This is a genomic window from Sphingobium sp. 3R8 (assembly GCF_020166615.1).
GTDB classification, from domain to species: Bacteria; Pseudomonadota; Alphaproteobacteria; order Sphingomonadales; family Sphingomonadaceae; genus Sphingobium; species Sphingobium bisphenolicum.
In genome coordinates, this window is the sequence record NZ_JAIQXR010000007.1 from 142529 (window position 1) to 163571 (window position 21043).

Below are 21043 nucleotides of genomic sequence, written 5' to 3' on the forward strand. Positions count from 1 at the left end.
TTCGGTTAGAAAATCATCATGACCATCCCATCCCGCCGCACCTTCGCGATCATTTCCCACCCGGACGCCGGCAAGACCACGCTGACCGAAAAGCTGCTGCTGGAAGGCGGTGCCATCCATCTCGCCGGTGAGGTCAAGGCGCGCGGGCAAAACCGCCGCGCCCGCTCCGACTGGATGAAGATCGAGCAGCAGCGCGGCATCTCCGTCACCTCCTCGGTCATGACGTTCGAACGCACCCGCGATGGCGAGACGATCACCTTCAACCTGCTCGACACGCCGGGCCATGAAGATTTTTCGGAAGACACCTATCGCACCCTGACCGCCGTCGATTCCGCCGTCATGGTGATCGACGCGGCCAAGGGGATCGAGCCGCAGACCCGCAAGCTGTTCGAAGTCTGCCGCCTGCGCAACGTCCCCATCATCACCTTCGTCAACAAGGTCGATCGCGAAGGCCGCGAAACCTTCGGCCTGCTCGATGAAGTCGCCGACCAGTTGCAGCTCGACGTCTGCCCGATGAGCTGGCCCGCCGGCATGGGCGGCGAGTTCGAAGGTATCTACGACTTCGCCACCAACCGCCTGATGCAGCCCGCCGGCCCGTCCAAGGAATTTGACGGCACCCGCCACCAGTTCAGCGGCCTGGACGATCCGAAACTGGCCGATCATCTCTCGCCCCACGCGCTGGAAAAACTGCGCGAGGAAGCCGAACTGGCGCAGGGCGGCTATGCCAGCTTCGACCTCGACCGCTATCGTGCGGGCGATCTGACCCCGGTCTATTTCGGCTCCGCGCTCAAATTGTTCGGCGTCACCGAACTGATCGACGCGCTCGGCCAGCACGCCCCGCCGCCGCGCGCCCAACCGGCCGAACCCGCCGCGATCGAGCCGGAGAATAACGAAGTCACCGGCTTCATCTTCAAGGTGCAGGCCAATATGGACCCGATGCACCGCGACCGCATCGCCTTCATGCGCCTCGTCTCGGGCAAGTTCAAACGCGGCATGAAGCTGACGCCGTCGGGATCGGGCAAGCCGCTTGCGGTCCACTCGCCGATCCTCTTCTTCGCGCAGGACCGCGAATTGGCGGACGAAGCTTTCCCCGGCGACATCATCGGCATCCCCAATCATGGCGCGCTGCGCGTGGGCGATACGCTCAGCGAAAAGCCCGGCCTGCGCTTCACCGGCCTGCCCAATTTCGCGCCGGAAATCCTGCGTCGCGTCCAACTCAAAGACCCGACCAAGACGAAGCAGTTGCGCAAGGCGCTGGACGACCTCTCGGAAGAGGGCGTGATCCAGGTCTTCTATCCGGAAATCGGCAGCAACTGGATCGTCGGCGTCGTCGGCCAGCTCCAGCTCGAAGTGCTGATCTCCCGTCTGGAGGCCGAATATAAGGTCGCCGCCGGCCTCGAACAGTCGCCCTTCGACACCGCCCGCTGGATCAGCGGGGACGATGCCGCGATCAAGGAACTGGTCGGCCATAATGTCAGCAACATGGCCAAGGACCGCGACGGCAACCTCGTCTTCATGGCCCGCAGCGCGTGGGACATCGGCTACCAGCAGGAACGCCACCCCAAGGTGAAGTTCAGCGCGACGAAAGAGCGTTAAAAGAACAACGTGCTCCCGCGAAGGCCGGAGCCCAGTTCCAAAGGCAGAGCTGGGTTCCCGCCTTCGCGGGAACACACCACATATCTACTAGTGCACAAAAATCATGAATGGCGCCATTGCTTCTGCCCATTCACGAAAGCCATCCTATCGCTGCAACCGTCGCACTCCCTGTCTCAAACGGTGGCGACCTCCGCTGCACCCACGTCTTTTCCGTTCGCCCTGCGCTTGTCGAAGGGCATGGCTGAGCGAAGTCGAAGCCCGAACAGGATGTGGCGTTACGCCGCCACCCAATCCTTGCGCAAAGCCTTGCCCGCGAGCGCCATGAACAGCCCGGCGAGCAGGTAGAAGCCCAGCGCCGCGACGATCGCATAGCGCAGCGCCTCCGCCCCATAGGTCGGCGTCAGCGCATCCGACAGCGCCCCCACGCTCCACGACCCCAGCCCCAGCCCGACCAGATTGTTGATCAACAGGAAGCTCGCCGCCGCACTCGCCCGCATATGGGCGGGGACGAGATGCTGGACCGCGGTCAGCACCGGCCCCAGCCAGACATAGACCAGAGCCTGCGGGATCAGGAACAGCGCGAAGGCGAAACCGACGCTGCCCGACAGCACGCCCACCACGAACAGCGGCATCCCCACAACATAGCTGACCGCCGGCACCCAGGCATAATAGGCCTTGTCCTTGCCACCCATGGCGTCGCCCAGCCAGCCGCCCAGCAGCACACCCGCCACCCCGCCGATCAGCAGCAATCCACCCAGAAACTGCCCCGCCCCCAATATGTCCAGGCCAAAGCTGCGCATCAGCAGGCTGGGCAGCCAGAAGGCCACGCCATAGCCGCACATCGAACTGCACGCCGCGCCCAGCGCCAGGAACCAGAAGCTGCGCTTGGCCGCCAATATGCCGAACACCGCCGACACCGGCACCGCATCGGCCGCCTGCACCGGCCGCGCCGGTTCGCGCACCACCAGCCGAAAGACCGGCGCGATCACTATGCCCATGATCCCCACCGCGATGAACGCCGTGCGCCACTCCACCGCCTGCGCGATATAGCCGCCCAGCAGCACGCCACCGGCCGACCCCAGCGGAATGCCGAGCGAATAGATGGACAGCGCCCGCGCCCGCTGATGCGCGGGAAAATAGTCGCTGATCACGGCGTAGGAGGGCGCGACGCCGCCCGCCTCCCCCACGCCCACCCCGATGCGGAACAGGAACATCTGGGTGAAGCTGCTCGCGATCCCGCACAGCGCGGTGAAGCCGCTCCAGATGGCGAGCGACACGGTGATGACCCAGGTCCGGCTGGTCCGGTCCGCCAGCAACGCCAGCGGGATCGCCAGCGTCGAATAGAGCAAGGCAAAGGCGATCCCGCCCAGCGCGCCGAGCTGCGTATCGCTCAGCCCCAGCTCCGCCTTGATCGGCCCGGCCAGGATGCCCAGTATCTGCCGGTCGAGAAAGTTGAACGTATAGACGAGCAGCAACATCGCCAGCACGATGCCACGATAGGCGGGGGAGGCAGGCGCGGCGGCAGAGGTGGATCGGTCGGTCATAAGGCTTTCACCCATCCCCGTTCAGTTCGCGCTTGTCGAGAAGCGTTGTGCGTGGGTTCTCGACAAGCGCGAACCGAACCGGAGGGATTGGACGAGGATCAGAATTTCACCGTCCCCGTCACGAAGACCTGTCGCGGATTGCCGTAGAAGGCGGTCAGCACGCCTTCCCGGCCCAGCGTCGAGACGCCGGTGGCCGACTGATAGTTATAGCCCGACGTGATATACTGCTTGTCGGTCAGGTTCTTGCCGTGCAGCCCCAGCGAATAATGATCGTCGGCCGACGTCCACACGATGCTGGCGTCCCACAGCGCATAGCCCGGCTGGTCGAGCGCCGGGATCGGCACTTCGAACTGGTGGGTCAGGCTGCGATAGGACAGGGTGGTCGACAGGTCGAGCGACCCGCCCGCCATCGCCACGCCGCCGCTCAGCGTGCCCGACACCGTCCATTTGGGCGTATTCTGGAAGGTGCGGATGTCCGAAACATCGTTCCCCGCCGGACCGATGAAGCGCTTATATTGCGCATCGACATAGCCCAGCGCGCCCACGAAGCGCAGGCTGGACCCGGCCCCGGCGAAGTCGCGCGCCAGCAGGGCGTTGGCTTCCGCCTCGATCCCCTTGATATGTGCCTTGGCCGCATTGGTGGTGATGCCGCAGAAGCTCTGCACCCCGCCCACGGTGCAGCCAACCGATCCGGGAATCTGCACGTCGCTATAGTTGGCGTAGAAACCCGCGACGCTCAGGCTCAGGCGGCGGTCGAACAACGACCCCTTGTAGCCGACTTCATAGCTGTCGACCTTTTCCGGGTCGAAGGAGAGGAAGTCGTATATTTCCTGATAGCTGCGCACCCCGTCGCCATTGCTGTCCGGCGCCGACGTGCCCGATCCGCGCGGGTCGAAGCCGCCACCCTTGAACCCCTTGGAGTAGGAGGCATAGACCATCTGGTCGGGCGCGGGCTTGTAGCTCAGCGACGCGCGCGGCGTGAATTCCTTGAAGGTGCGGTCGCCGCGGAAATTGGTCGCGGTGGCGATCACGATCGGGGCGGCGCCGCCAAATTCCGGCGAGGTGCCGCTGATGCGGTTTTGCTTGAGGATATAGGCCGAACGCTTGTCGTTGGTGTAGCGCCCCCCGACCGACAGGCTGATCTGGTCGGTGAAGTCGAAGGTGAAGTCGCCGAACACCGACCAGGTGTCGGTCCGCACATCGCCCGCCGTATAGCCATTCAACCCCGGCAGGCCGATGGTTGCGCCCGTCAGGCCCAGCAGCACGTCGAAGGACGTCGCCGCCTTCGCGTCGAGATAATAGAAGCCCAGCAGCCCCTTCACCCGGTCGCTTTCATAGAGAAGCTGCCATTCCTGGCTCAGTTGCTCGTTGCGATAAACGGCCGGCACGTCGACATCGACCGCGGGCAGCGCGTCGAAATCGATTGGCGTGAAGCTGGTATCCTTGCGCCAGGCGCTGATCGACCGCAGCGTGACATGATCCGACAGTTCGGCGGTAATGTTCATCGCCAGCCCATAGGCCTTCACATCCTGCTTGGGATTGTTGAGGCCGGCGCGGGTATCATAGACGTCGTCCAGCACCGGCGCGCCGGAAATAAGGCCGGGGATCAGCCGATGGCCGTTGCGGGCATTGGACTTGTCGCGGGTATAGTCGCCCGAGATGCGGATCAGCACCGGCTGGCCGTTGCCGCCAATCTCCAGCGTGCCGCGCCCGGCCCAGACATCCTTGTTGTAATTCTCGATGCCCAGCGTGAGATTGTCGCCGAAGCCGCCGCGCGACAGCCGCGCCACCGACCCGCCGACGCGGATCAGGTCGCTGATCGGCGTGCTGACGGTCAGGACGCCGTCGGCCTGGTCATAGCTGCCATAGGTGCCGCGCAGCTTGAGCGAGAACTGGTCGGGCAGCGACCTGGTGACATATTTGATCGCCCCGCCGATCGTGTTGCGGCCATAGAGCGTACCCTGCGGCCCGCGCAGCACTTCGATCCGCTCGACATCGTAGATATCCAGCACCGACGCCTGCGGGCGGTTGAGATAGACGTCGTCCAGATAGAGGCCGATCCCCGCCTCGAACCCCGGCACCGGGTCCTGCTGGCCCACGCCGCGGATGAAGGCGGTCAGCGTCGAATTGGTGCCGCGCGAATTTTCCAGCGTGGTGTTGGGGGTGACGTTGGAAATGTCGGTAATGTCGATCGCGCCGCTGCGCTCCAGCGCCTCGCCGGAAAAGGCGCTGACGGCGATCGGCACGCTCAGCAGGCTTTCCTCGCGGCGGCGGGCGGTGACGACGATGTCGGTGCCAGTATCGGCAGCCGGCGCGCTGTCCTGCGCCAGCGCCGGCAGCGCGACGCAGCCGCTCCAGGCGACGGACGCCAGGGCAAGAGCGCGGATGGTCTGATGGGCCTTCATGGGCTGTCCTCTCCTGAAAAAAACGCGCCCGGTTCACCGGGTCGCTCCTGTCTTGCCCGATTCGATAATGAAAGTTGAACCATCTTTCAACTTCAAATAAGAGGTCCGTGACGAGAGCATCGCGATGCGGCAAAAAGAACACCGGATTACGGGAGAGGGCATGACCGAAAACGGCAAGGCGGCAGACGGCGTCAAGGACGACAAGACGCCGCGCACCGCCCGCGGCGAACGCACCCGCCGCGCCCTGCTGTCGGCGGCGGCGGCGGAATTTGGCGAAAAGGGTTTCCATGACGGGTCGATCAGCGGCATCACCCGCCGCGCGGGGTGCGCGCTGGGCAGTTTCTATACCTATTTCGACACCAAGGACGACATCTTCCGCGCGCTGGTGGCCGACATGTCGGGGCAGGTGCGCGACTATGTGTCCCCCCGCATCGCCACCGCGCGCGACGGCATCGACGCCGAACGCATCGGCCTGTTGAGCTTCCTGGAGTTCGCGCGCGCGCACAAGGAAATCTACCGCATCATCGACGAGGCCGAGTTCGTCGACCAGGCCGCCTATCGCGCCCATTATGAAAATACCGCCAGCCGCATGGCCGGACGGCTGCGCGCGGCCGCGGACAAGGGCGACGTCCGCGCCGACGTGGAGGAGGTCCATGCCTGGGCGATCATGGGGATGAACGTGTTTCTGGGACTCCGCTACGGCGTGTGGGACGACAGCCGTCCGGCCGATGAGATCGCCGCGATCGCCAATGCGCTGGTGGAAAAGGGGATCGGCCCACAACGCTGACGAATCCACCGTCCGTCGCGCCGGCGGCCCGGATCGGCGCGACCGTTGCAACCACCCGCCACGTTCAGGACTCCTCCCCTTGGTGCAACATCAAGCGAGAAGGATCATGGACTTCCCCCCGCGCGCCAGGCGCGCCAACGTCTTCATCGATGCCCATCTCAATCTGGGCGAACCGCTCTCCGCCACGCAGATCGTGCGCATCCGCGACATTTCCGAAGGCGGCGCGCGCATTCAGGGCAAATCGCCCGGCGTCGGCGCCCGCATCGTCGTCACGCGCGGCGAGACGGCGATGCCGGGCCGTGTGGTGTGGACCGCAGATCGCCATTTCGGCATGGCCTTCGACGAACCGGTCGATGTCGAATCGGTGTTGAAGGCGACCGGGCACAAATCCCCTGACCGCCCCGTCTACGCCGCCGCCCTCACATCGGGACTGACGCATTTCCAGCGCCACACGCCACGCGGCCGAACTGCGTCTTTCGGCCTGCGCCTGGCGGAGTCGGGACGCTAGGCTATTTGCGCAGCAGGAACACCGCATGTTCGGCGAACAGGTTGGCGTTGGCGTGGGTGGTTTCCTTGTCGCCCTTCAGGAACCATTGGCCATCGATGGTCCAGCCCCGCTCCTTCACCAGCGCACGGAAATCGTCGACCGTGACATGATGGATGTTGAGCGTGTCGTACCAGGTGTCGGGCAGCAGCCGCGTCACCGGCATCCGTCCGCCCCACAGCAACGATATGCGCCCGCGCCAATGCGCGAAATTGGGGAAGGAGACGAACGCCTGACGGCCGATGCGCAGCAATTCCTCCACCACCAGATCGGGGCGCCGCGTGGTCTGCAACGTCTGGCTCAGTATCGCATAGTCGAAACTGGCGTCGGGATAATAGCCAAGATCGGCGTCGGCGTCGCCCTGCACCACCGACAGGCCTCGCGCCACGGCGGCGGCGACATTCGACCCGTCAATCTCCAGCCCGCGCGCATCCACCTGGGCATTGTCGCGCAGGGCCGCCATCAGCGCGCCGTCGCCGCAACCCACGTCCAGCACGCGCGCGCCCTGCCGCACCGTCCGCGCGATCAGGGCGAGGTCCGGCCGCAAAGTCTCGCTCATGCCCGCCCGCCCTTCAGGAAGCCGTCCACGACCCGGTTGAGTTCGGGGCATTCCAGCAGGAATGCGTCATGGCCGAACGGGCTGGACAGTTCGACGAAACTGGCCTGCGCGCCCGACGCATTGAGCGCATGGACGATGATCCGCGATTCGGCGGTGGGATAAAGCCAGTCCGTATCGAAACTGACGAGGCAGAAGCGCGCCTTGGTGGCGGCGAACGCCTTGGCCAGCGATCCGCCATTATCGTCGGCGATGTCGTAATAATCCATCGCGCGGGTGATGTAGAGATAGGAGTTGGCGTCGAACCGCTCGACGAAACTCAGCCCCTGATGGCGCAGATAGCTTTCCACCTGGAAATCGGCGTCGAAGCCGAAGGTCTTGGCCCCATTGGGATTTTCCGGCCGCCCCTGCAATCGGCGCCCGAATTTCTCGGTCAGCCCGGCTTCCGACAGATAGGTGATGTGCGCGGCCATGCGCGCCACGGCCAGCCCCGCGCTCGGCACCTGCCCATCGGCATAATAGTCGCCGCCGCGCCAGTGCGGATCGGCCATGATCGCCTGCCGCCCGACCTCGTGAAAGGCGATATTCTGCGCACTGTGCCGCGCGGTCGAGGCGATCACGATGCAGCTTTCGACCCGGTCGGGAAACAGCGTGGGCCAGGTCAGCGCCTGCATCCCGCCCATGGAACCGCCGATGACGGCCGCCAATCGGTCCACCCCCAGATGGTCCAGCAACGCCGCCTGCGCCCGCACCATGTCGGCGATGGTCAGCACCGGAAAACGCATGGCGTGCGGGTCGCCGGTCGCCGGATCGATGCTGGCCGGGCCGGAAGAGCCCATGCAACTGCCGATGACGTTGGAGCAGATAATGAAATGGCGCGCCGGATCGACCGGCTTGCCTGCGCCCACCAGCCGCCACCACCAGCCCGGCTTGCCGGTGACGGGATGGTCGGACGCGACATATTGGTCGCCGGTCAGCGCATGGCAGATCAGGATGACGTTGGACTTGTCCGCATTCATCGCGCCATAGGTTTCATAGGCGATGTCGACCGGGCCAAGGCTGGCGCCGCTGGAAAGGTGGAGCGGACCGGCCAGGCGGACCTGCCGGCGCAGGCCGAAACGGCTGTCTTCGCTGATGGGAACGCTGGCCATGACCTGAGCGGCGCTAGGACCGCGACCCGGCCCTGTCAATCGGAGCGGTTGATCTTGCGCGGCGGGGCGTGGATAGGTGGGTGGCCGAATGTCGGTTTTTTTGGCTCTTTGCCGTCTTCAAAAAAAAGCTGAAGGGATGGCCGATTTTGGGTGGATAGCGGAATGTCAGGTCACAGGGCGGACGGTTCGATTGCTGCCATTCGTCAGAATGATGCTCCCTTGGCAAAATCCCAGAACCTATGCGCTTTGAACCTCTCCGCGCTCATCGGTTCGGTCCCGTGCTCATAACACCCATCGATAACACCATTCACATCAACCTTTTGGCTCGAGGACAGATTTGTCCGATATGCGATGGCACATGTTTGTTCTGGGATAGCTACTTCATAACCTGTTCCGAGAATTTCGTCGAACAGGTGCGGAAGTAGAAGTCGTGACGGGCCAAATGCATCGTCATGCAGCATGACTTTCAAAAAGGGCAAACCATCTTCGTCCAGCTTTTCTCCAGACGCCGGGCGCTCCTCTGACATTCTTGCGAGATTTGCGAGTGCGGTCGCTCGCCAATTAATTCCGGCCTCGTCCCAGAACTGCGCTTCGCGTTCAGTAACGTAGAAGAAGGTGTTCATTTCTCCGCAGGTCGCCCAAGCCGCACAGAAGGGAAGGTCGCCAATTTGAACGATTGGTCCGGGCCAAGCGCTTGTCAGCAATTCCAACGGAAGGATGATTGGCACAACACGCGAAAGGTCACGGTCTACGGCTTCGACTCCACGACCTGCCTCCAAAACCTCCAGCGCGGTTTGCCGCTTTGCCTTTCGGCGGAACCTATCGAGAAAACGTGACAGCATTCGGGTAATACGCTCGCAGTCCACTGCGCCCGCAAATGGTCGCCTCAAGACATCTCCCTCCTGAACGGAAGCAAAAAAGTCCGGCTTCGATCGCGCCAGACCAGCGGCTTCGCCATCGCCGAGGCGCCGTTTCAACAGGCTTCCAATGTAGGATAATCTCTGGTCTATCCTGATAAATGGAACCGCTTTTCCGCCCCTACGCACCCCCCGGCTACCGCGCCCTTGCCCACAGGACGCGCGACCGTCGCGTCACCGGCGCGCAACACGCGCGCGAGAGTGACCCGCCAGTTACTTTGGCGAGGCTTTGGGGGAGCTTCGCGGAAGCTTCGCAGTCGCTTTTTGCCCGAAATACCCCACGACGGTGTGAACTTCGCTTTTGGTGCGCCGAAAAGGCGACATGGTCTGCCACTTTGCCTTTGGCGCGGAAGCCGCTAAAGCCGCGCCCCATGACAGAGACTATTGCGAACCCCGCTACAAAACCTGCCCCCAAGGACTGGATTCTCGGCATTTCCGCCTATGTGCCGGGCAAGGCCGCGACCGACGATGGCCGGCCGTTGATCAAGCTCTCGGCCAATGAAAATCCGCTGGGCACCGGTGCGGCAGCGCGTGCTGCCCTCGTCGCCGCCACCGCCGACCTCGCCACCTATCCCGATCCGGGCGCGACGAAGCTGCGCGAGGCGATCGGCGCGGTCCATGGGCTCGATCCCGAACGGATCATCTATGGCACCGGCTCGGACGAACTGCTGCACATCGCCGCCTCCGCCTATGCCGGTCCGGGCGACGAGATACTCTATGTCCGCTACGGCTTTGCCGTCTACGATATCGCCGCGCGGCGCGTCGGCGCGACCCCGGTGATCGCGCCGGACAAGGATTACGCCACCGACGTCGATGCGTTGCTCGCCGCGGTGACGGACAAGACCAGGGTGGTCTTCCTCGCCAACCCCAATAATCCGACCGGCACCATGACCAGCCGCGAAGAGATCGCCCGCCTCCACGCCGGGCTGCGGCCCGATATCCTGTTCGTCCTCGACCAGGCCTATGCCGAATATCTGGACGCGGACGAGGATGATGGCGGCCTCGAACTGGCCAGGACCGCATCGAACATCTTCGTCACCCGCACCTTCTCCAAAATCCACGGCCTGGCGGCCGAACGGATCGGCTGGGGCTATGCCAGTGCGGATGTGATCGACATCCTCCACCGCATTCGTGCGCCGTTCAATGTGACGACGGCCGGACAGGCTGCCGCCGTCGCGGCGATCAACGACAGCGAATGGGTCGCGTTCAGCCGCACCCACACCGCCCGATGGCGCGAATGGCTGGCGGATGAGGTTGCGGCCCTGTCCAACCACGGCCTGCGCGTCGTGCCGAGCAAGACCAATTTCCTGCTGATCCTGTTCGACGGCAAGCTGACCGCAGAGGCCGCGATGAAGGGGCTGTGGGACGAAGGCTATGCCACCCGCTGGCTGCCGGGGCAGGGCCTGCCCAACGGCCTGCGCATCACCATCGGCACCAAGGCGCAGACCCGCGCCGTCGCGGCCAAGCTGCGCGCCATGGCGGAAGAAGCCTGACGCGATGCTGCCCTTCGCCCGCGTCACCATCATCGGCCTGGGGCTGATCGGCTCCTCGCTCGCCCGCGCGATCCGGGCGGACATGCCGACCGTGCGCGTCACCGGCCATGACGCCGACCCGGCGGTGCGCGACATCGCCCGGCGGATCGACCTGTGCGACGACATCACCGACACGGCCGGGGCATCGGTGACGGATGCCGATCTGGTGGTGCTGTGCGTGCCGGTCCGCGCCATGGGCGCAGCGGCGGCAGAGCTTGCCGACGACCTGCCCGCCGATGCGATCGTCAGCGATGTGGGGTCGTGCAAGGCCGACGTACTGGCGCAGTTGAACGCCGCGCTGCCGGGGCGGACGATCATCCCGGCGCATCCGGTCGCGGGGACCGAGAATAGCGGACCGGAAGCGGGCTTCGCCACCCTGTTCAAGGGCCGCTGGTGCATCGTCACCCCGCCCGCCGAGGCCGATCCGGCTGCGGTGGAGCGCGTCGCCGAACTGTGGCGGCGGGTCGGCGCGGACGTGGAGACGATGGACCCGGCGCATCATGATCTGGTGCTGGCGGTGACCAGCCACCTGCCGCATCTGATCGCCTATACCATCGTCGGCACGGCCAGCGACCTGGAGAATGTCACCCAGTCCGAGGTTATCAAATATTCGGCGGGCGGTTTCCGCGACTTCACCCGCATCGCCGCATCGGACCCGACCATGTGGCGCGACGTCTTCCTGGCGAACAAGGATGCCGTGCTGGAAATGCTCCAGCGCTTTTCGGAGGATCTGTCAGCCTTGCAGCGGGCGATCCGCTGGAATGACGGCGACGCGCTGTTCAACCTTTTCACCCGCACCCGCGCGATTCGCCGGTCGATCATCGAACAGGGCCAGGACGACGCCAAGCCCGACTTCGGCCGCTCTCACTGATCGAGCGCTGAAGGCGGGTTCAGGGCATTGATCGCGGCATGGACCTGCCGCTCGGCTTCTTTGCGGTCGAGGCCGACGGGCACGATCTCCCCCACCTTATAGGTGATGACGCCCGGCCGCTTCAGGAACTTGCCGCGCGGCGACACCCGGCCGCTGTCGATGGCGATCGGCACGACCGGCAGGCCGAGCAGGCTGTAGAGGCCCGCAAAGCCGGAGCGGAGCGGCGGCGCTTCGCCATGGGGGACACGGGTGCCTTCGGGGAAGAGGCAGAGCGGCCGGCCCTGTGCGATCCGGTCTTTCGCCGCGGCGCGCAGCACGCGCAGCGCACTCGCCCCGGCCGCCCGTTCGATCGGGATCAGTCCGTACAGGCGGGCGATCCGGCCCCAGAGCGGAATGTCGAACAACTCCCGCTTTGCGCCAATTGCGGGGCGGTCGAGGAGGCACAGCACATCGATCGTCTCGAACATCGATTCATGCTTGATGATATAGAGATAGGCGCCGAGCGGCAGATCACCCTCCACCCGCACCGTCTGGCCCAGCAGCCAGCGCGCGCAACTGCGATGATAGCGACTCCAGCCTGTCGCAATCCGCTGCACCATCATCGGGGTGACCGAACCCAGAGCCATCGCGGTCAGCACGAAGACCAGGCTGCCGACATAGAAAGCCAGCATGAAGAAGAGAGAACGCAGCGCGGTCAGCATGGATATCCTTCAGATGCCGATCAGCGCAGCGATGCGGCGGAGCAGATATTTATTATATTCCCGCGCCAATATGGTGAGGCTGGGGCGGCTGGGCACTGCGTCATAGACGATCGTGATCTTCCCGCCCGGCAGCGCCTGCCGCAGTTCCAGCGCGGCGCGGCGCATATGCCAGTCGGTGGTGATGAGGCGCACGGTCTTGTAATCGCGCCGCTCCAGCCAGCGCGCGGTTTCCAGCCCGTTGGAGCGGGTGTCGATCGCCTCGCGGCCCAGCGTGATGCAGCAGCTGAACAGCGCTTCGGGCGTCTTATACTCCGCCGCCAGCTCGACAGGGCGAACCGATCGATCGACCCCGGAGATCAGCATCCGTTTGGCCGCGCCGCCCTGCAACAGCGCGATTCCGCGATCGATCCGGCCGGCGCCGCCCGTCAGCACCACGATCGCATCGGTTCGGCGACCATCGAGCGGCTGGGGCAAAAGAACCGCGAACCAGACGAAGCCCAGCATCCAGGCCAGCAGCGTGACCGCCAGGAAGCGGACGATCACAGCGCCCGGCCCAGCGCGCGCAGCACGGTCCAGCGCGCCGTGAGAGTCGCCAAGATGACGCCGAAGATCGGCAGCGCCGCCAGCAACAGCCAGCCGCGCGGGTCGAGACTGATCGCGCCGACGACATCCGATCCGGTCGCCGAAAGCCGCAGGCCGATCAGCAGGATGACGAGGATCGCGAAGGAAAAGCCGAGCGCGCCGCCCATCAGCGCGTCGAGGCCGATGCGGCGCTGGAACAGGCGGGCGATCTGTACGTCGGTCGACCCCATCAGGTGCAGCACATCGATCGTGCCGCGATGGCTGTCATGCGCGCCGCGCGCCGCCAGCACCACCACCGCCCCGGTCGCCAGGATCATCAGCAGCACGACCCCGGCGGCCAGCCAGCCGAGCGCCGTCAGCAGCCCGGCGAGCGGCAGGAGAAAGGTGGCATGGGGTTCGATCCGCAGCTTGGGCGACAGGCCGCCGAGCAGGCGGCGCAGGCGATCGAGCTTGGCATCGCTGTCGCCGGGCGTGAGCATGACGTCGATCAGCGCCGGGACCGGCAGGTCGCCGCTGGTCGCCGCCTCCCCCAGCCAGGGACGCAACTGATCGGCGAGCTTGGCCGGATCGACCGGATCGGCGGCGCGCACGCCATCGGCACCGCGCAACGCCTGCAGGGTCCGCGCGGCGAGCTGGCCGCGCGCCTGTGCGTCGGCCTCCACCACCTGCACGCTGGCACGGCCGGCCAAGTCGGCGCTCATCGACCGGACGGCTGCGCCAAGGCCCAGGCCGGCGGCGGCGGCCAGCACGGTCAGGAACATCATGATCGCGATGATCCAGGGCATCGGCCCCGCCAGCCGTCCCCCCGGCAGCAGGCGATGGCGCGCGGCGGCAGCGGCCTTGCGATCGGCGCGGGCCGCCATCATGGCGTGTCCTGCGGCGGGCGGGGCGGATAGCGCAGCGATCCGGTCGGGTCGGCAAGCCGCCCCTTGTCCAGCCGCATCATCTGCGCGCCCGACACCTGCGCGATCAGAGGCAGGTCATGGGTGGCGACGACGATGGTGGTGCCGAGGCGATTGAGCGCTTCGAACAGGGTCATGAGGCGACGGGCCATGTCGGCGTCGACGTTGCCGGTCGGCTCGTCCGCAACCAGTATTTCCGGGCGACCGATCACCGCGCGGGCGATGGCGACGCGCTGCTGCTCCCCGCCCGACAGGGTGGCGGGGCGCGCCTGGCCACGATCGCCCAGCCCGACCCAGTTCAGCATCTCCACCACGGGGGCGTCGATCTCACCTTCTTCCATCCCCGAAACCCGCAGCGGCAACGCGATATTGTCATAGGCGGACAGATGGGGGACGAGGCGGAAATCCTGGAACACCACGCCGATGCGGCGGCGAAAGCCGGGCAGGCGCTTGCGGGGCAGCGTCACCACATCCTCCCCGAACAGGCGGATGACGCCGCGGCTGGGCCGTTGGGCGAGGTAGAGGAGTTTGAGCAGCGAGGTCTTGCCCGCGCCCGATGCGCCGGTCAGAAAATAGAAGCCGCCGCCCGCAAGCGAGAAGCTGACGTCGGAAAGCGTCTCGCTGTCCAGACCATAGCGCAGGCCGACATTTTCGAACTGGACGATGGCCGGCATGTCTTGAAATTTCGCGCCTTCGCGCTCCCTGCGTATCGAAGCGTCAGCCATGGCACAGCGGGCGGCCCGCCGTAAAGCCCGCGCCGCATATCGCCGCGAGTCGCGGTCGAATCACACCGGCTGTCGTTGACCGCTTGCGCGCGAGTCCCTGCCATGCCTATGAAGCATCATGATCCTGGTGTGCCCCAATTGCGCGACGCGCTATGTCGTGCCGGACAGTGCTGTTGGTACGAGCGGCCGCCAGGTCCGCTGCGCCGCGTGCAAGCATAGCTGGTTCCAGGAACCGCCTGCCCTGCCGGAACGCGACACGCCGCCGGCGCCGGTCGCCGCGCCTATTGCGCCTGCGCCGGTTCCTCCAGCGCCGCCGCCTGTCGTTGCGCCCCCACCGCCAGTGGTCGATCCGGGCATGGCTGCGGTTGCGCCTCCGGCAATCGAGGACGCGCCCCCTGCGGAGGAAGCGCCCCCGGTCGCGGCCCCGGCGGACAATCGGTTCGACGACATCTATGCCCGTGCGCCGACCGATCCGGTCGAGGAAAGCCGCTTCGTCCCTGAGCCGCCGTTCAAGGCGCGGCGCAATCCGCTCAAGCTATGGACCTATGCCGCCATCGGCTTCTGCCTGCTCGTCGCGGCGGCGGGTGGCGCCTTCTTCTATTTCGGGCCACCGGCCTGGATGGTGTCGATGGGGCTGGTCGGCGAAGAGGGCGATCCGGACCTGCTCTTCTACCTGTCCAAGCCTGCCGAGCGGCGCAAGCTGCCGACCGGGGAGGAATATTTCGCCTTCGGGGCGCGGATCGTGAACAGCGGGACGCAGGCATTGCCGGTGCCGCCGGTGCTGGTACAGCTGCGCGACCGGCAGAACCGGCTGGTGTTCAGCTGGACCACCAAGGCGGACAAGAGCCGGCTGAAGCCCGGCGAAGAGGCGTCGATCAACGAGAGCCGGATCGACATTCCCAAAAATGCCGAGAATCTGTCACTGACCTTTGTTCAGTAAGGCAAGTTGGCAGCAAGGCAGGTGGCCGACTTCCGCCCGCCCCTGCCTTTGCAGCGTCGATCAGGGGTAGCTGACCGTCTTTGGGCGGCCCTGCGGGATGGGGATATACTCCTGGTCGTCGCCGGGGATGAGGGGGAAGCGCATCGCTTCCCAATCCTCGCGCGCCTGCATCAGCCGGTCCTGGGTCGAGGAGACGAAGTTCCACCAGACATGGCGTGGGCTTGTGAAGGCCTCCCCGCCGCATAACACCACCCGGCCGCCATCGACGCTCATCAATGTGGCGGATGTGCCGGGGCGCAGGACGTAGAGCGTCTGGGGCACGAGCATCAGGCCGTCGAGCATGGCGTCGCCGCCAGAGACGTAAATGGCGCGCTCGTCGGCGGACGGATCGATGGCGATGCGGCCGCCCGGCGAGAGCTGGATATCGGCATAGATGGTCTGGGCATAGGTCGTGACCGGCGAGGTTTCGCCCCAGAGCGACCCCATGATGACGCGCGCGCGCACATGGCCGTCGTCGATCACCGGCATGCCGCCTTCGCCGACATGCTCGAACGCCGGGTCCATCTCCTCATAACGGTCGGGCAAGGCGAGCCAGGTCTGGATCGCCGACAGCTTCGATTCCTTGGCCCGGTCTGCGTCGGGCGAACGCTCCGAATGGACGATGCCCTTGCCCGCGGTCATCAGGTTGACCGCGCCCGCCTCGATCAGTTGCTCGGTGCCCAGCGAATCGCGGTGCAGGAAGGCGCCTTCGTACATATAGGTGACGGTGGCGAGGTTGATGTGCGGGTGCGGGCGCACGTCGATGCCCTGCCCCGCGCCGATCTTCGCTGGCCCCGCCTGGTCGAAGAAGATGAAGGGGCCGACCATGGTGCGGCCCTGGACCGGGAGCGAGCGATGCACCCGGAAATCGCCCAGATTATGGCTGGTGGGGGTGATCGTCTGAAGGATGAGGTCGTCTGCGGTCATGGGGCGTCCAGTTCGGGATAATGGCGGAAGACATCCTTCTGGCTGAAGGGCAACCGCCGGTCGCTGGATAGATAGTCCTGCAATTCGGGCAAGGCCACAACCCTGTCGTGCAGCGCGGCCAGTTCGGGATAATCCGGCATCAGCGTCGCCATGCGCCGGGGAAAGGCATAGCGAAGGCCTGCGACCAGGTGGAACAGCGACAGATCGGCATAGCTCCAGCGCGCGCCCGCCAGCCAGTCGCCGACTTCGGATTTCAGAGCATATTCGAAATAGGCGAGAAATTTGGGAATGCGCTGGTCGCGAAAGCCATGCGCGCGACGCAGCGATTCGGCCTTCTGATCTTCATAATAGAGATCGACGCCGATCGGATGATGGACGTCATGCGCCTCCGCCACCAGATCCATGATGGTGAGCTGGATTTGGGCGAGCCAGTAGCGGCTCTTCATCCCCGACGGGCCGCATTCATGCCGTTCGGACAGGTAGAAGAGGATGTTGGCGGTCTGGGCGACGGTGGTGCCGTCGATGCCGAGATAGGGCGGCGCGAAGGCGGGGCCGCGCGCATGATCCGCCATGTCGGCCATCAATGCGTCGGCCCCTTCTTCCCGCGCGCGGTCGCGATAGGCGATGCCGCAGGCTTCCAGCGTCAGGCGGACGAACTCGCCCCGGCCGGCTATGGTGGGCCAGTACCAGAAATCATAGGCCATGGACGGGCGCTCCTTGCTTGGCGAAGCAGGATGAACGCCCGGCCAATGCTAAAGTCTCATGCCTCGTCGGGTGCGCGCGCCCTGATGGCGAGGGCGTGGACCTTTTCCGCCAGCAGGTCGGCGAGCGCGGCGTTGACCAGCCGCTGGCGCACGACGCGGTTCTGGCCGGTGAAGCGATCCGACACGATCTCCACGGTGAAATGGCTTTCACCCGATCCGTCATGGCCGGCATGGCCGCGATGCTTTTCGCTGTCGTCGATGACGGCGAGATGGTCCGGCGACAGGGCGGCGCGCAGCCGCGCCTCGATTTCGGTGGCAACGGGGCCTTTGAGGTCTGTGGTCATATTTCCTATATAGGTCGCTTTGCCAGCCAGATCATCAGGACAATCTTGAGCAGCGATCCTTTCTCCACCCGTCGTTTCAACCGCTTCCATGGCCGGGTGGAGGGCGACCGGCCCTGCGCCGCGCCCGGATGCCCGGAGCCCGGCGAGTTCCGCGCGCCCCCGGCAGACGGCAGCGCCCGGCTGGGCGACGCAGGGCCGCGCTGGCGCTGGTTCTGCCTGGAGCATGTGAAGGCGTTCAACCAGGGCTATAATTTCTTCACCGGCATGACCCCGGACGAGATCGCCGCGGCGCAGCGCCCCTATGCCGGCTGGGAACGGGAGACGCGCGCCTTTTCCGCCCATGCGCATAGCCCGTCACCCAAATGGGCGGATTTCGTCGATCCGCTCGATGCGATCGGGGCGAAGTTCAGGGAGCGCATGGCCAAGGCGCGGGCCGACGCACAGGTGCGGCAGGACGGCAAGTTCCTGTCGGGCGAGGATCGCAAGGCGCTATCGGTCATGGGGCTGGAGATCGACGCCGACCGCAAGGCGCTGCGCACCCGCTATACCGCGTTGCTGCGCCGCTATCATCCCGACCATAATGGGGGCGATCGCACCCATGAAAGCGCCTTGCAGGCGGTGATCGAAGCCTATGCCCATCTGCGCAAAGCCGCCGCTTTTGCATGATTGCCGGCCGGAACCTCACGAATTGCGCGCATATCGCATATGGCAAATGCAGCAGGATGCCGACGATGGGAAAGAGCCGGTGCGAGCATAGCAGCGGGCGAGCGTGTAGGACAGCGCGCCCCTTGCCCAAGCCCGGTCGGCCTGCCATAGCGCCCGGCCTTTAATCCCCCGGAGACTGACCATGCAGGACGTGCCGCGCGCGCTGGGCCTCGATTTCGGCACGACCAACAGCGTCGCCGCGCTGGCGGGCGGCGGGGAGTCGCGGCTGGTGGAATTTGCCGGACGGCACGCAACCGGCGCGGTGTTCCGGTCGGCGCTGTGCTTCTGGCATGACGAGGCGGTCAAGGGCGGCATGGCGCATGAAGCGGGGCCGTGGGCGATCGCGGAATATATGGCCTATCCCGAGGACAGCCGGTTCCTGCAAAGCTTCAAGTCGGTGGCGGCCAGCCCGATCTTCGAAACCGCCAATTTATTCGAGAAGCGGTTCCGCTTCGAGGAACTGGGCCAGATGTTCCTCAAGCGCATGATCGCTCATGCGGGCGGGTCGCTCGACAACAGGCCCGAACGGATCGTGGTCGGGCGGCCGGTCGAATATGCCGGATCGCGGCCGGACGAAGCGCTGGCGCGCAAGCGGTATGACGCGATGTTCGCCGGGTTCGGCACCGAGGTTCATTATGTATACGAGCCGCTGGGCGCGGCGTTCAGCTATGCCAGCCGGCTGACCGAGGCGGCGACGATCCTGGTCGCGGACTTTGGCGGTGGCACCAGCGACTTTTCGCTGGTCCGGGTCGAGGCGCCGGGTGCGGCGCGGCGCTGCGTGCCTCTCGGATCGACCGGTATCGGGCTGGCGGGCGACCGGTTCGACTATCGCATCCTTGACCATCTGGTGCTGCCGATGCTGGGCAAGGGCGGCAGTTACCAGAGTTTCGGCAAGGAACTTGAGATACCGCGCAGCTATTTCGCCGATTTCGCCGACTGGTCGCGCCTCGCCCTGATGCGCAACCGGCGGACGATGGACGAACTGGCGCGGTTGCAGAAGACGGCGAAGGAGCCGGCCGCGATCGGGCGGATGATGACCGTGATCGAAAAGGAGCTGGCCTATCCGCTCTATGATGCGGTCGGTGCGCTGAAACGCGCATTGTCGGAACAGGAGGAGGCCATGTTCCGCTTTTCGGGCGGCGGGCTGGAGATCGAGCAGGCGGTGACGCGCGCCGATTTCGAAGGCTGGATCGCGCCCGACATCGCCCGGATCGAGGAAACGGTGGACAAAGCGCTGGCCAAGGCCGATGTCGCGCCCGACAGCATCGACCGGGTGTTCCTGACCGGCGGGTCGTCGCTCATTCCGGCGATCCGCGCCATTTTCCGCCGGCGGTTCGGGCAGGATCGGCTGGCGACGGGGGGCGAGCTGACCTCCATTGCGCACGGGCTGGCGCTGATCGGCGAGGAAGCCAATTTGGCGGAATGGGCAGCTTGATCCCGGCGCGCCTTGCCCCCACTCTCTCGACATCGCCTTCATGGATCGTTTAGGGCGGACATGACTCGCAGGAAGATGATGACCCGATGACCGATATTTCCAACGTCCAGCCCGACACCCGCGCCGAAACGCTGCTGGAAGCGCCTGACCGCGAAGTAGATGCGCGCGACGTCTTCGGCATCGACGTCGACATGAAGATTCCGGCCTTCAGCCAGGCCGACGAGCGCGTGCCCGACCTGGACCCCGCCTATGTGTTCGACCCGGACACCACACTGGCGATCCTGGCGGGCTTTGCGTTCAACCGGCGCGTGATGGTGCAGGGCTATCATGGCACCGGCAAGTCGAGCCATATCGAGCAGATCGCCGCGCGCCTGAAATGGCCGTGCATCCGCATCAACCTGGACGCGCATATCAGCCGTATCGACCTGGTCGGACGCGACGCCATCGTGTTGCAGGACGGGCAGCAGGTCACGCAGTTCAAGGAAGGCCTGCTTCCCTGGGCATTGCAGCGCCCGGTCGCTCTGGTGTTCGACGAATATGATGCGGGTCGCCCAGACGTGATGTTCGTGATCCAGCGCGTGCTGGAGACGGACGGGAAGATGACGCTGCTGGACCAGAATCGCGTGATTCGGCCGAACCCGCATTTCCGCCTGTTCGCGACTGCCAATACCGTGGGTCTTGGCGATACGACGGGCCTCTACCACGGCACGCAGCAGATCAACCAGGGCCAGATGGACCGGTGGAATCTGGTGGTGGCGCTGAACTATCTGCCCGCCGCGACCGAAGCGCAGGTGGTGCTGGCCAAGTCGGGCGAATATGATCATGAGGGCGGCCGCAAGGAAGTCGAGAATATGATCAAGGTCGCCGAACTGACGCGGCAGGGCTTCATCAACGGCGATATCTCGACCGTCATGTCGCCCCGCACCGTCATCAGCTGGGCGCAGAATGCGCTGATCTTCAAGAATGTCGGCTTCGCTTTCCGCCTGAGCTTCCTCAACAAATGCGATGAGGCCGAACGGGCGCTGGTCGCAGAATATTATCAGCGCGTGTTCGGCAAGGACTTGCCGGAAAGCGTGGCGAGCCGGGCGAACTGACCGTTCGCCCTGCTAGTGGCGCTTTTGGCACGGCAGGGAGAC

The 21043-nt window shown here is 65.4% G+C and carries 21 protein-coding genes; 9 read left to right on the top strand and 12 right to left on the bottom strand.

What is annotated here, in order from left to right:
* The first annotated feature begins 18 nt into the window (after positions 1-18).
* Positions 19-1596 carry a peptide chain release factor 3 gene (locus tag K9B33_RS09080; RefSeq protein WP_224548223.1) on the top strand — a complete coding sequence of 526 codons (1578 nt, stop codon included), beginning with the start codon at positions 19-21 and terminating at the stop codon, positions 1594-1596.
* Positions 1597-1871: 275 nt separating this feature from the next.
* On the opposite strand, the gene K9B33_RS09085 is transcribed toward K9B33_RS09080, so the two are convergent.
* Both K9B33_RS09085 and K9B33_RS09090 read right to left on the bottom strand, forming a co-directional pair.
* Positions 1872-3140, bottom strand: coding sequence for a spinster family MFS transporter (locus K9B33_RS09085; protein WP_224548224.1), 1269 nt, complete (start codon positions 3138-3140; stop codon positions 1872-1874).
* 98 nt (positions 3141-3238) lie between these two features.
* A complete protein-coding gene (locus tag K9B33_RS09090) occupies positions 3239-5545 on the bottom strand; it encodes a TonB-dependent receptor (protein WP_224548225.1) in 2307 nt (768 codons plus the stop codon).
* A 160-nt stretch (positions 5546-5705) separates the two neighbouring features.
* Between K9B33_RS09090 and K9B33_RS09095 the strand changes: the two genes are divergently transcribed.
* Together K9B33_RS09095 and K9B33_RS09100 are read left to right on the top strand one after the other, a co-directional pair.
* Positions 5706-6332 carry a TetR/AcrR family transcriptional regulator gene (locus tag K9B33_RS09095; RefSeq protein ID WP_224548227.1) on the top strand — a complete coding sequence of 209 codons (627 nt, stop codon included), beginning with the start codon at positions 5706-5708 and terminating at the stop codon, positions 6330-6332.
* A 106-nt stretch (positions 6333-6438) separates the two neighbouring features.
* Positions 6439-6840, top strand: coding sequence for a PilZ domain-containing protein (locus tag K9B33_RS09100; RefSeq protein WP_224548230.1), 402 nt, complete (start codon positions 6439-6441; stop codon positions 6838-6840).
* Position 6841: 1 nt separating this feature from the next.
* Here the strand turns inward: K9B33_RS09100 and metW are convergent, their stop codons facing one another.
* From metW to K9B33_RS09115, 3 genes are all read right to left on the bottom strand, one after another.
* Positions 6842-7435: a methionine biosynthesis protein MetW gene (gene metW / locus K9B33_RS09105; RefSeq protein ID WP_224548231.1), complete on the bottom strand. Its 594-nt coding sequence runs from the start codon at positions 7433-7435 to the stop codon at positions 6842-6844.
* Positions 7432-8583: a homoserine O-acetyltransferase MetX gene (gene metX / locus K9B33_RS09110; RefSeq protein WP_224548233.1), complete on the bottom strand. Its 1152-nt coding sequence runs from the start codon at positions 8581-8583 to the stop codon at positions 7432-7434. Before metX ends, metW begins: the two co-directional genes overlap by 4 nt.
* A gap of 203 nt (positions 8584-8786) precedes the next feature.
* Entirely contained in the window at positions 8787-9560 is a 774-nt protein-coding gene (locus tag K9B33_RS09115) for a hypothetical protein (RefSeq protein ID WP_224548235.1), read from the bottom strand.
* A gap of 311 nt (positions 9561-9871) precedes the next feature.
* On the opposite strand from K9B33_RS09115, the gene hisC reads away from it, so the two are divergent.
* Together hisC and K9B33_RS09125 are read left to right on the top strand one after the other, a co-directional pair.
* Positions 9872-10993 (top strand): histidinol-phosphate transaminase, encoded by a 1122-nt coding sequence (hisC, locus tag K9B33_RS09120; protein ID WP_224548237.1) that lies wholly within the window; start codon positions 9872-9874, stop codon positions 10991-10993.
* A 4-nt stretch (positions 10994-10997) separates the two neighbouring features.
* Positions 10998-11903: a prephenate/arogenate dehydrogenase family protein gene (locus tag K9B33_RS09125; RefSeq protein ID WP_224548239.1), complete on the top strand. Its 906-nt coding sequence runs from the start codon at positions 10998-11000 to the stop codon at positions 11901-11903.
* On the opposite strand, the gene K9B33_RS09130 is transcribed toward K9B33_RS09125, so the two are convergent.
* Genes K9B33_RS09130 through ftsE form a run of 4 tightly spaced genes read right to left on the bottom strand, consistent with a single transcriptional unit; the run spans position 11897 to position 14762 of the window.
* Positions 11897-12604, bottom strand: coding sequence for a lysophospholipid acyltransferase family protein (locus tag K9B33_RS09130; protein ID WP_224548240.1), 708 nt, complete (start codon positions 12602-12604; stop codon positions 11897-11899). The two genes, K9B33_RS09125 and K9B33_RS09130, sit on opposite strands and share 7 nt — an antisense overlap.
* A gap of 9 nt (positions 12605-12613) precedes the next feature.
* Positions 12614-13147, bottom strand: coding sequence for a YdcF family protein (locus tag K9B33_RS09135; protein ID WP_224548241.1), 534 nt, complete (start codon positions 13145-13147; stop codon positions 12614-12616).
* A complete protein-coding gene (locus K9B33_RS09140) occupies positions 13144-14049 on the bottom strand; it encodes a cell division protein FtsX (RefSeq protein ID WP_224548314.1) in 906 nt (301 codons plus the stop codon). The genes K9B33_RS09135 and K9B33_RS09140 overlap by 4 nt, the downstream gene beginning before the upstream one ends.
* Entirely contained in the window at positions 14049-14762 is a 714-nt protein-coding gene (ftsE, locus tag K9B33_RS09145; RefSeq protein ID WP_224548242.1) for a cell division ATP-binding protein FtsE, read from the bottom strand. Before ftsE ends, K9B33_RS09140 begins: the two co-directional genes overlap by 1 nt.
* Positions 14763-14931: 169 nt before the next feature.
* Between ftsE and K9B33_RS09150 the strand changes: the two genes are divergently transcribed.
* Positions 14932-15753, top strand: a complete 822-nt coding sequence (locus K9B33_RS09150; protein ID WP_224548243.1) for a zinc-ribbon domain-containing protein — start codon at positions 14932-14934, stop codon at positions 15751-15753.
* Positions 15754-15813: 60 nt separating this feature from the next.
* Here the strand turns inward: K9B33_RS09150 and K9B33_RS09155 are convergent, their stop codons facing one another.
* The 3 genes from K9B33_RS09155 to K9B33_RS09165 are packed head-to-tail and all read right to left on the bottom strand — an operon-like array spanning position 15814 to position 17767.
* Positions 15814-16719: a pirin family protein gene (locus tag K9B33_RS09155; RefSeq protein WP_224548244.1), complete on the bottom strand. Its 906-nt coding sequence runs from the start codon at positions 16717-16719 to the stop codon at positions 15814-15816.
* Positions 16716-17423 (bottom strand): glutathione S-transferase, encoded by a 708-nt coding sequence (locus tag K9B33_RS09160; protein ID WP_224548245.1) that lies wholly within the window; start codon positions 17421-17423, stop codon positions 16716-16718. The genes K9B33_RS09155 and K9B33_RS09160 overlap by 4 nt, the downstream gene beginning before the upstream one ends.
* A gap of 56 nt (positions 17424-17479) precedes the next feature.
* The gene (locus tag K9B33_RS09165; RefSeq protein ID WP_224548246.1) at positions 17480-17767 is read right to left on the bottom strand and encodes a BolA family protein; all 288 of its coding nucleotides are present in this window, start codon (positions 17765-17767) and stop codon (positions 17480-17482) included.
* Between the two features lie 45 nt (positions 17768-17812).
* Here K9B33_RS09165 and K9B33_RS09170 point away from each other — a divergent pair, with 45 nt between their 5' ends.
* From K9B33_RS09170 to cobS, 3 genes are all read left to right on the top strand, one after another.
* Positions 17813-18433: a J domain-containing protein gene (locus tag K9B33_RS09170; protein ID WP_224548247.1), complete on the top strand. Its 621-nt coding sequence runs from the start codon at positions 17813-17815 to the stop codon at positions 18431-18433.
* Between the two features lie 181 nt (positions 18434-18614).
* Positions 18615-19907 carry an Hsp70 family protein gene (locus K9B33_RS09175; protein WP_224548248.1) on the top strand — a complete coding sequence of 431 codons (1293 nt, stop codon included), beginning with the start codon at positions 18615-18617 and terminating at the stop codon, positions 19905-19907.
* A gap of 86 nt (positions 19908-19993) precedes the next feature.
* Positions 19994-21001 carry a cobaltochelatase subunit CobS gene (gene cobS, locus K9B33_RS09180; RefSeq protein WP_224548250.1) on the top strand — a complete coding sequence of 336 codons (1008 nt, stop codon included), beginning with the start codon at positions 19994-19996 and terminating at the stop codon, positions 20999-21001.
* The last annotated feature ends 42 nt before the right edge of the window (positions 21002-21043 follow it).

Excerpts from the sequence above, each read along its gene's own strand:
- K9B33_RS09080 (WP_224548223.1), top strand. The coding sequence starts at position 19 with ATGACCATCCCATCCCGCCGCACCTTCGCGATCATTTCCCACCCGGAC.
- K9B33_RS09085 (WP_224548224.1), bottom strand. The coding sequence starts at position 3,140 with ATGACCGACCGATCCACCTCTGCCGCCGCGCCTGCCTCCCCCGCCTAT.
- K9B33_RS09090 (WP_224548225.1), bottom strand. The coding sequence starts at position 5,545 with ATGAAGGCCCATCAGACCATCCGCGCTCTTGCCCTGGCGTCCGTCGCC.
- K9B33_RS09095 (WP_224548227.1), top strand. The coding sequence starts at position 5,706 with ATGACCGAAAACGGCAAGGCGGCAGACGGCGTCAAGGACGACAAGACG.
- K9B33_RS09100 (WP_224548230.1), top strand. The coding sequence starts at position 6,439 with ATGGACTTCCCCCCGCGCGCCAGGCGCGCCAACGTCTTCATCGATGCC.
- metW (WP_224548231.1), bottom strand. The coding sequence starts at position 7,435 with ATGAGCGAGACTTTGCGGCCGGACCTCGCCCTGATCGCGCGGACGGTG.
- metX (WP_224548233.1), bottom strand. The coding sequence starts at position 8,583 with ATGGCCAGCGTTCCCATCAGCGAAGACAGCCGTTTCGGCCTGCGCCGG.
- hisC (WP_224548237.1), top strand. The coding sequence starts at position 9,872 with ATGACAGAGACTATTGCGAACCCCGCTACAAAACCTGCCCCCAAGGAC.
- K9B33_RS09125 (WP_224548239.1), top strand. The coding sequence starts at position 10,998 with ATGCTGCCCTTCGCCCGCGTCACCATCATCGGCCTGGGGCTGATCGGC.
- K9B33_RS09130 (WP_224548240.1), bottom strand. The coding sequence starts at position 12,604 with ATGCTGACCGCGCTGCGTTCTCTCTTCTTCATGCTGGCTTTCTATGTC.
- K9B33_RS09140 (WP_224548314.1), bottom strand. The coding sequence starts at position 14,049 with ATGGCGGCCCGCGCCGATCGCAAGGCCGCTGCCGCCGCGCGCCATCGC.
- ftsE (WP_224548242.1), bottom strand. The coding sequence starts at position 14,762 with ATGCCGGCCATCGTCCAGTTCGAAAATGTCGGCCTGCGCTATGGTCTG.
- K9B33_RS09150 (WP_224548243.1), top strand. The coding sequence starts at position 14,932 with ATGATCCTGGTGTGCCCCAATTGCGCGACGCGCTATGTCGTGCCGGAC.
- K9B33_RS09155 (WP_224548244.1), bottom strand. The coding sequence starts at position 16,719 with ATGACCGCAGACGACCTCATCCTTCAGACGATCACCCCCACCAGCCAT.
- K9B33_RS09160 (WP_224548245.1), bottom strand. The coding sequence starts at position 17,423 with ATGGCCTATGATTTCTGGTACTGGCCCACCATAGCCGGCCGGGGCGAG.
- K9B33_RS09165 (WP_224548246.1), bottom strand. The coding sequence starts at position 17,767 with ATGACCACAGACCTCAAAGGCCCCGTTGCCACCGAAATCGAGGCGCGG.
- K9B33_RS09175 (WP_224548248.1), top strand. The coding sequence starts at position 18,615 with ATGCAGGACGTGCCGCGCGCGCTGGGCCTCGATTTCGGCACGACCAAC.
- cobS (WP_224548250.1), top strand. The coding sequence starts at position 19,994 with ATGACCGATATTTCCAACGTCCAGCCCGACACCCGCGCCGAAACGCTG.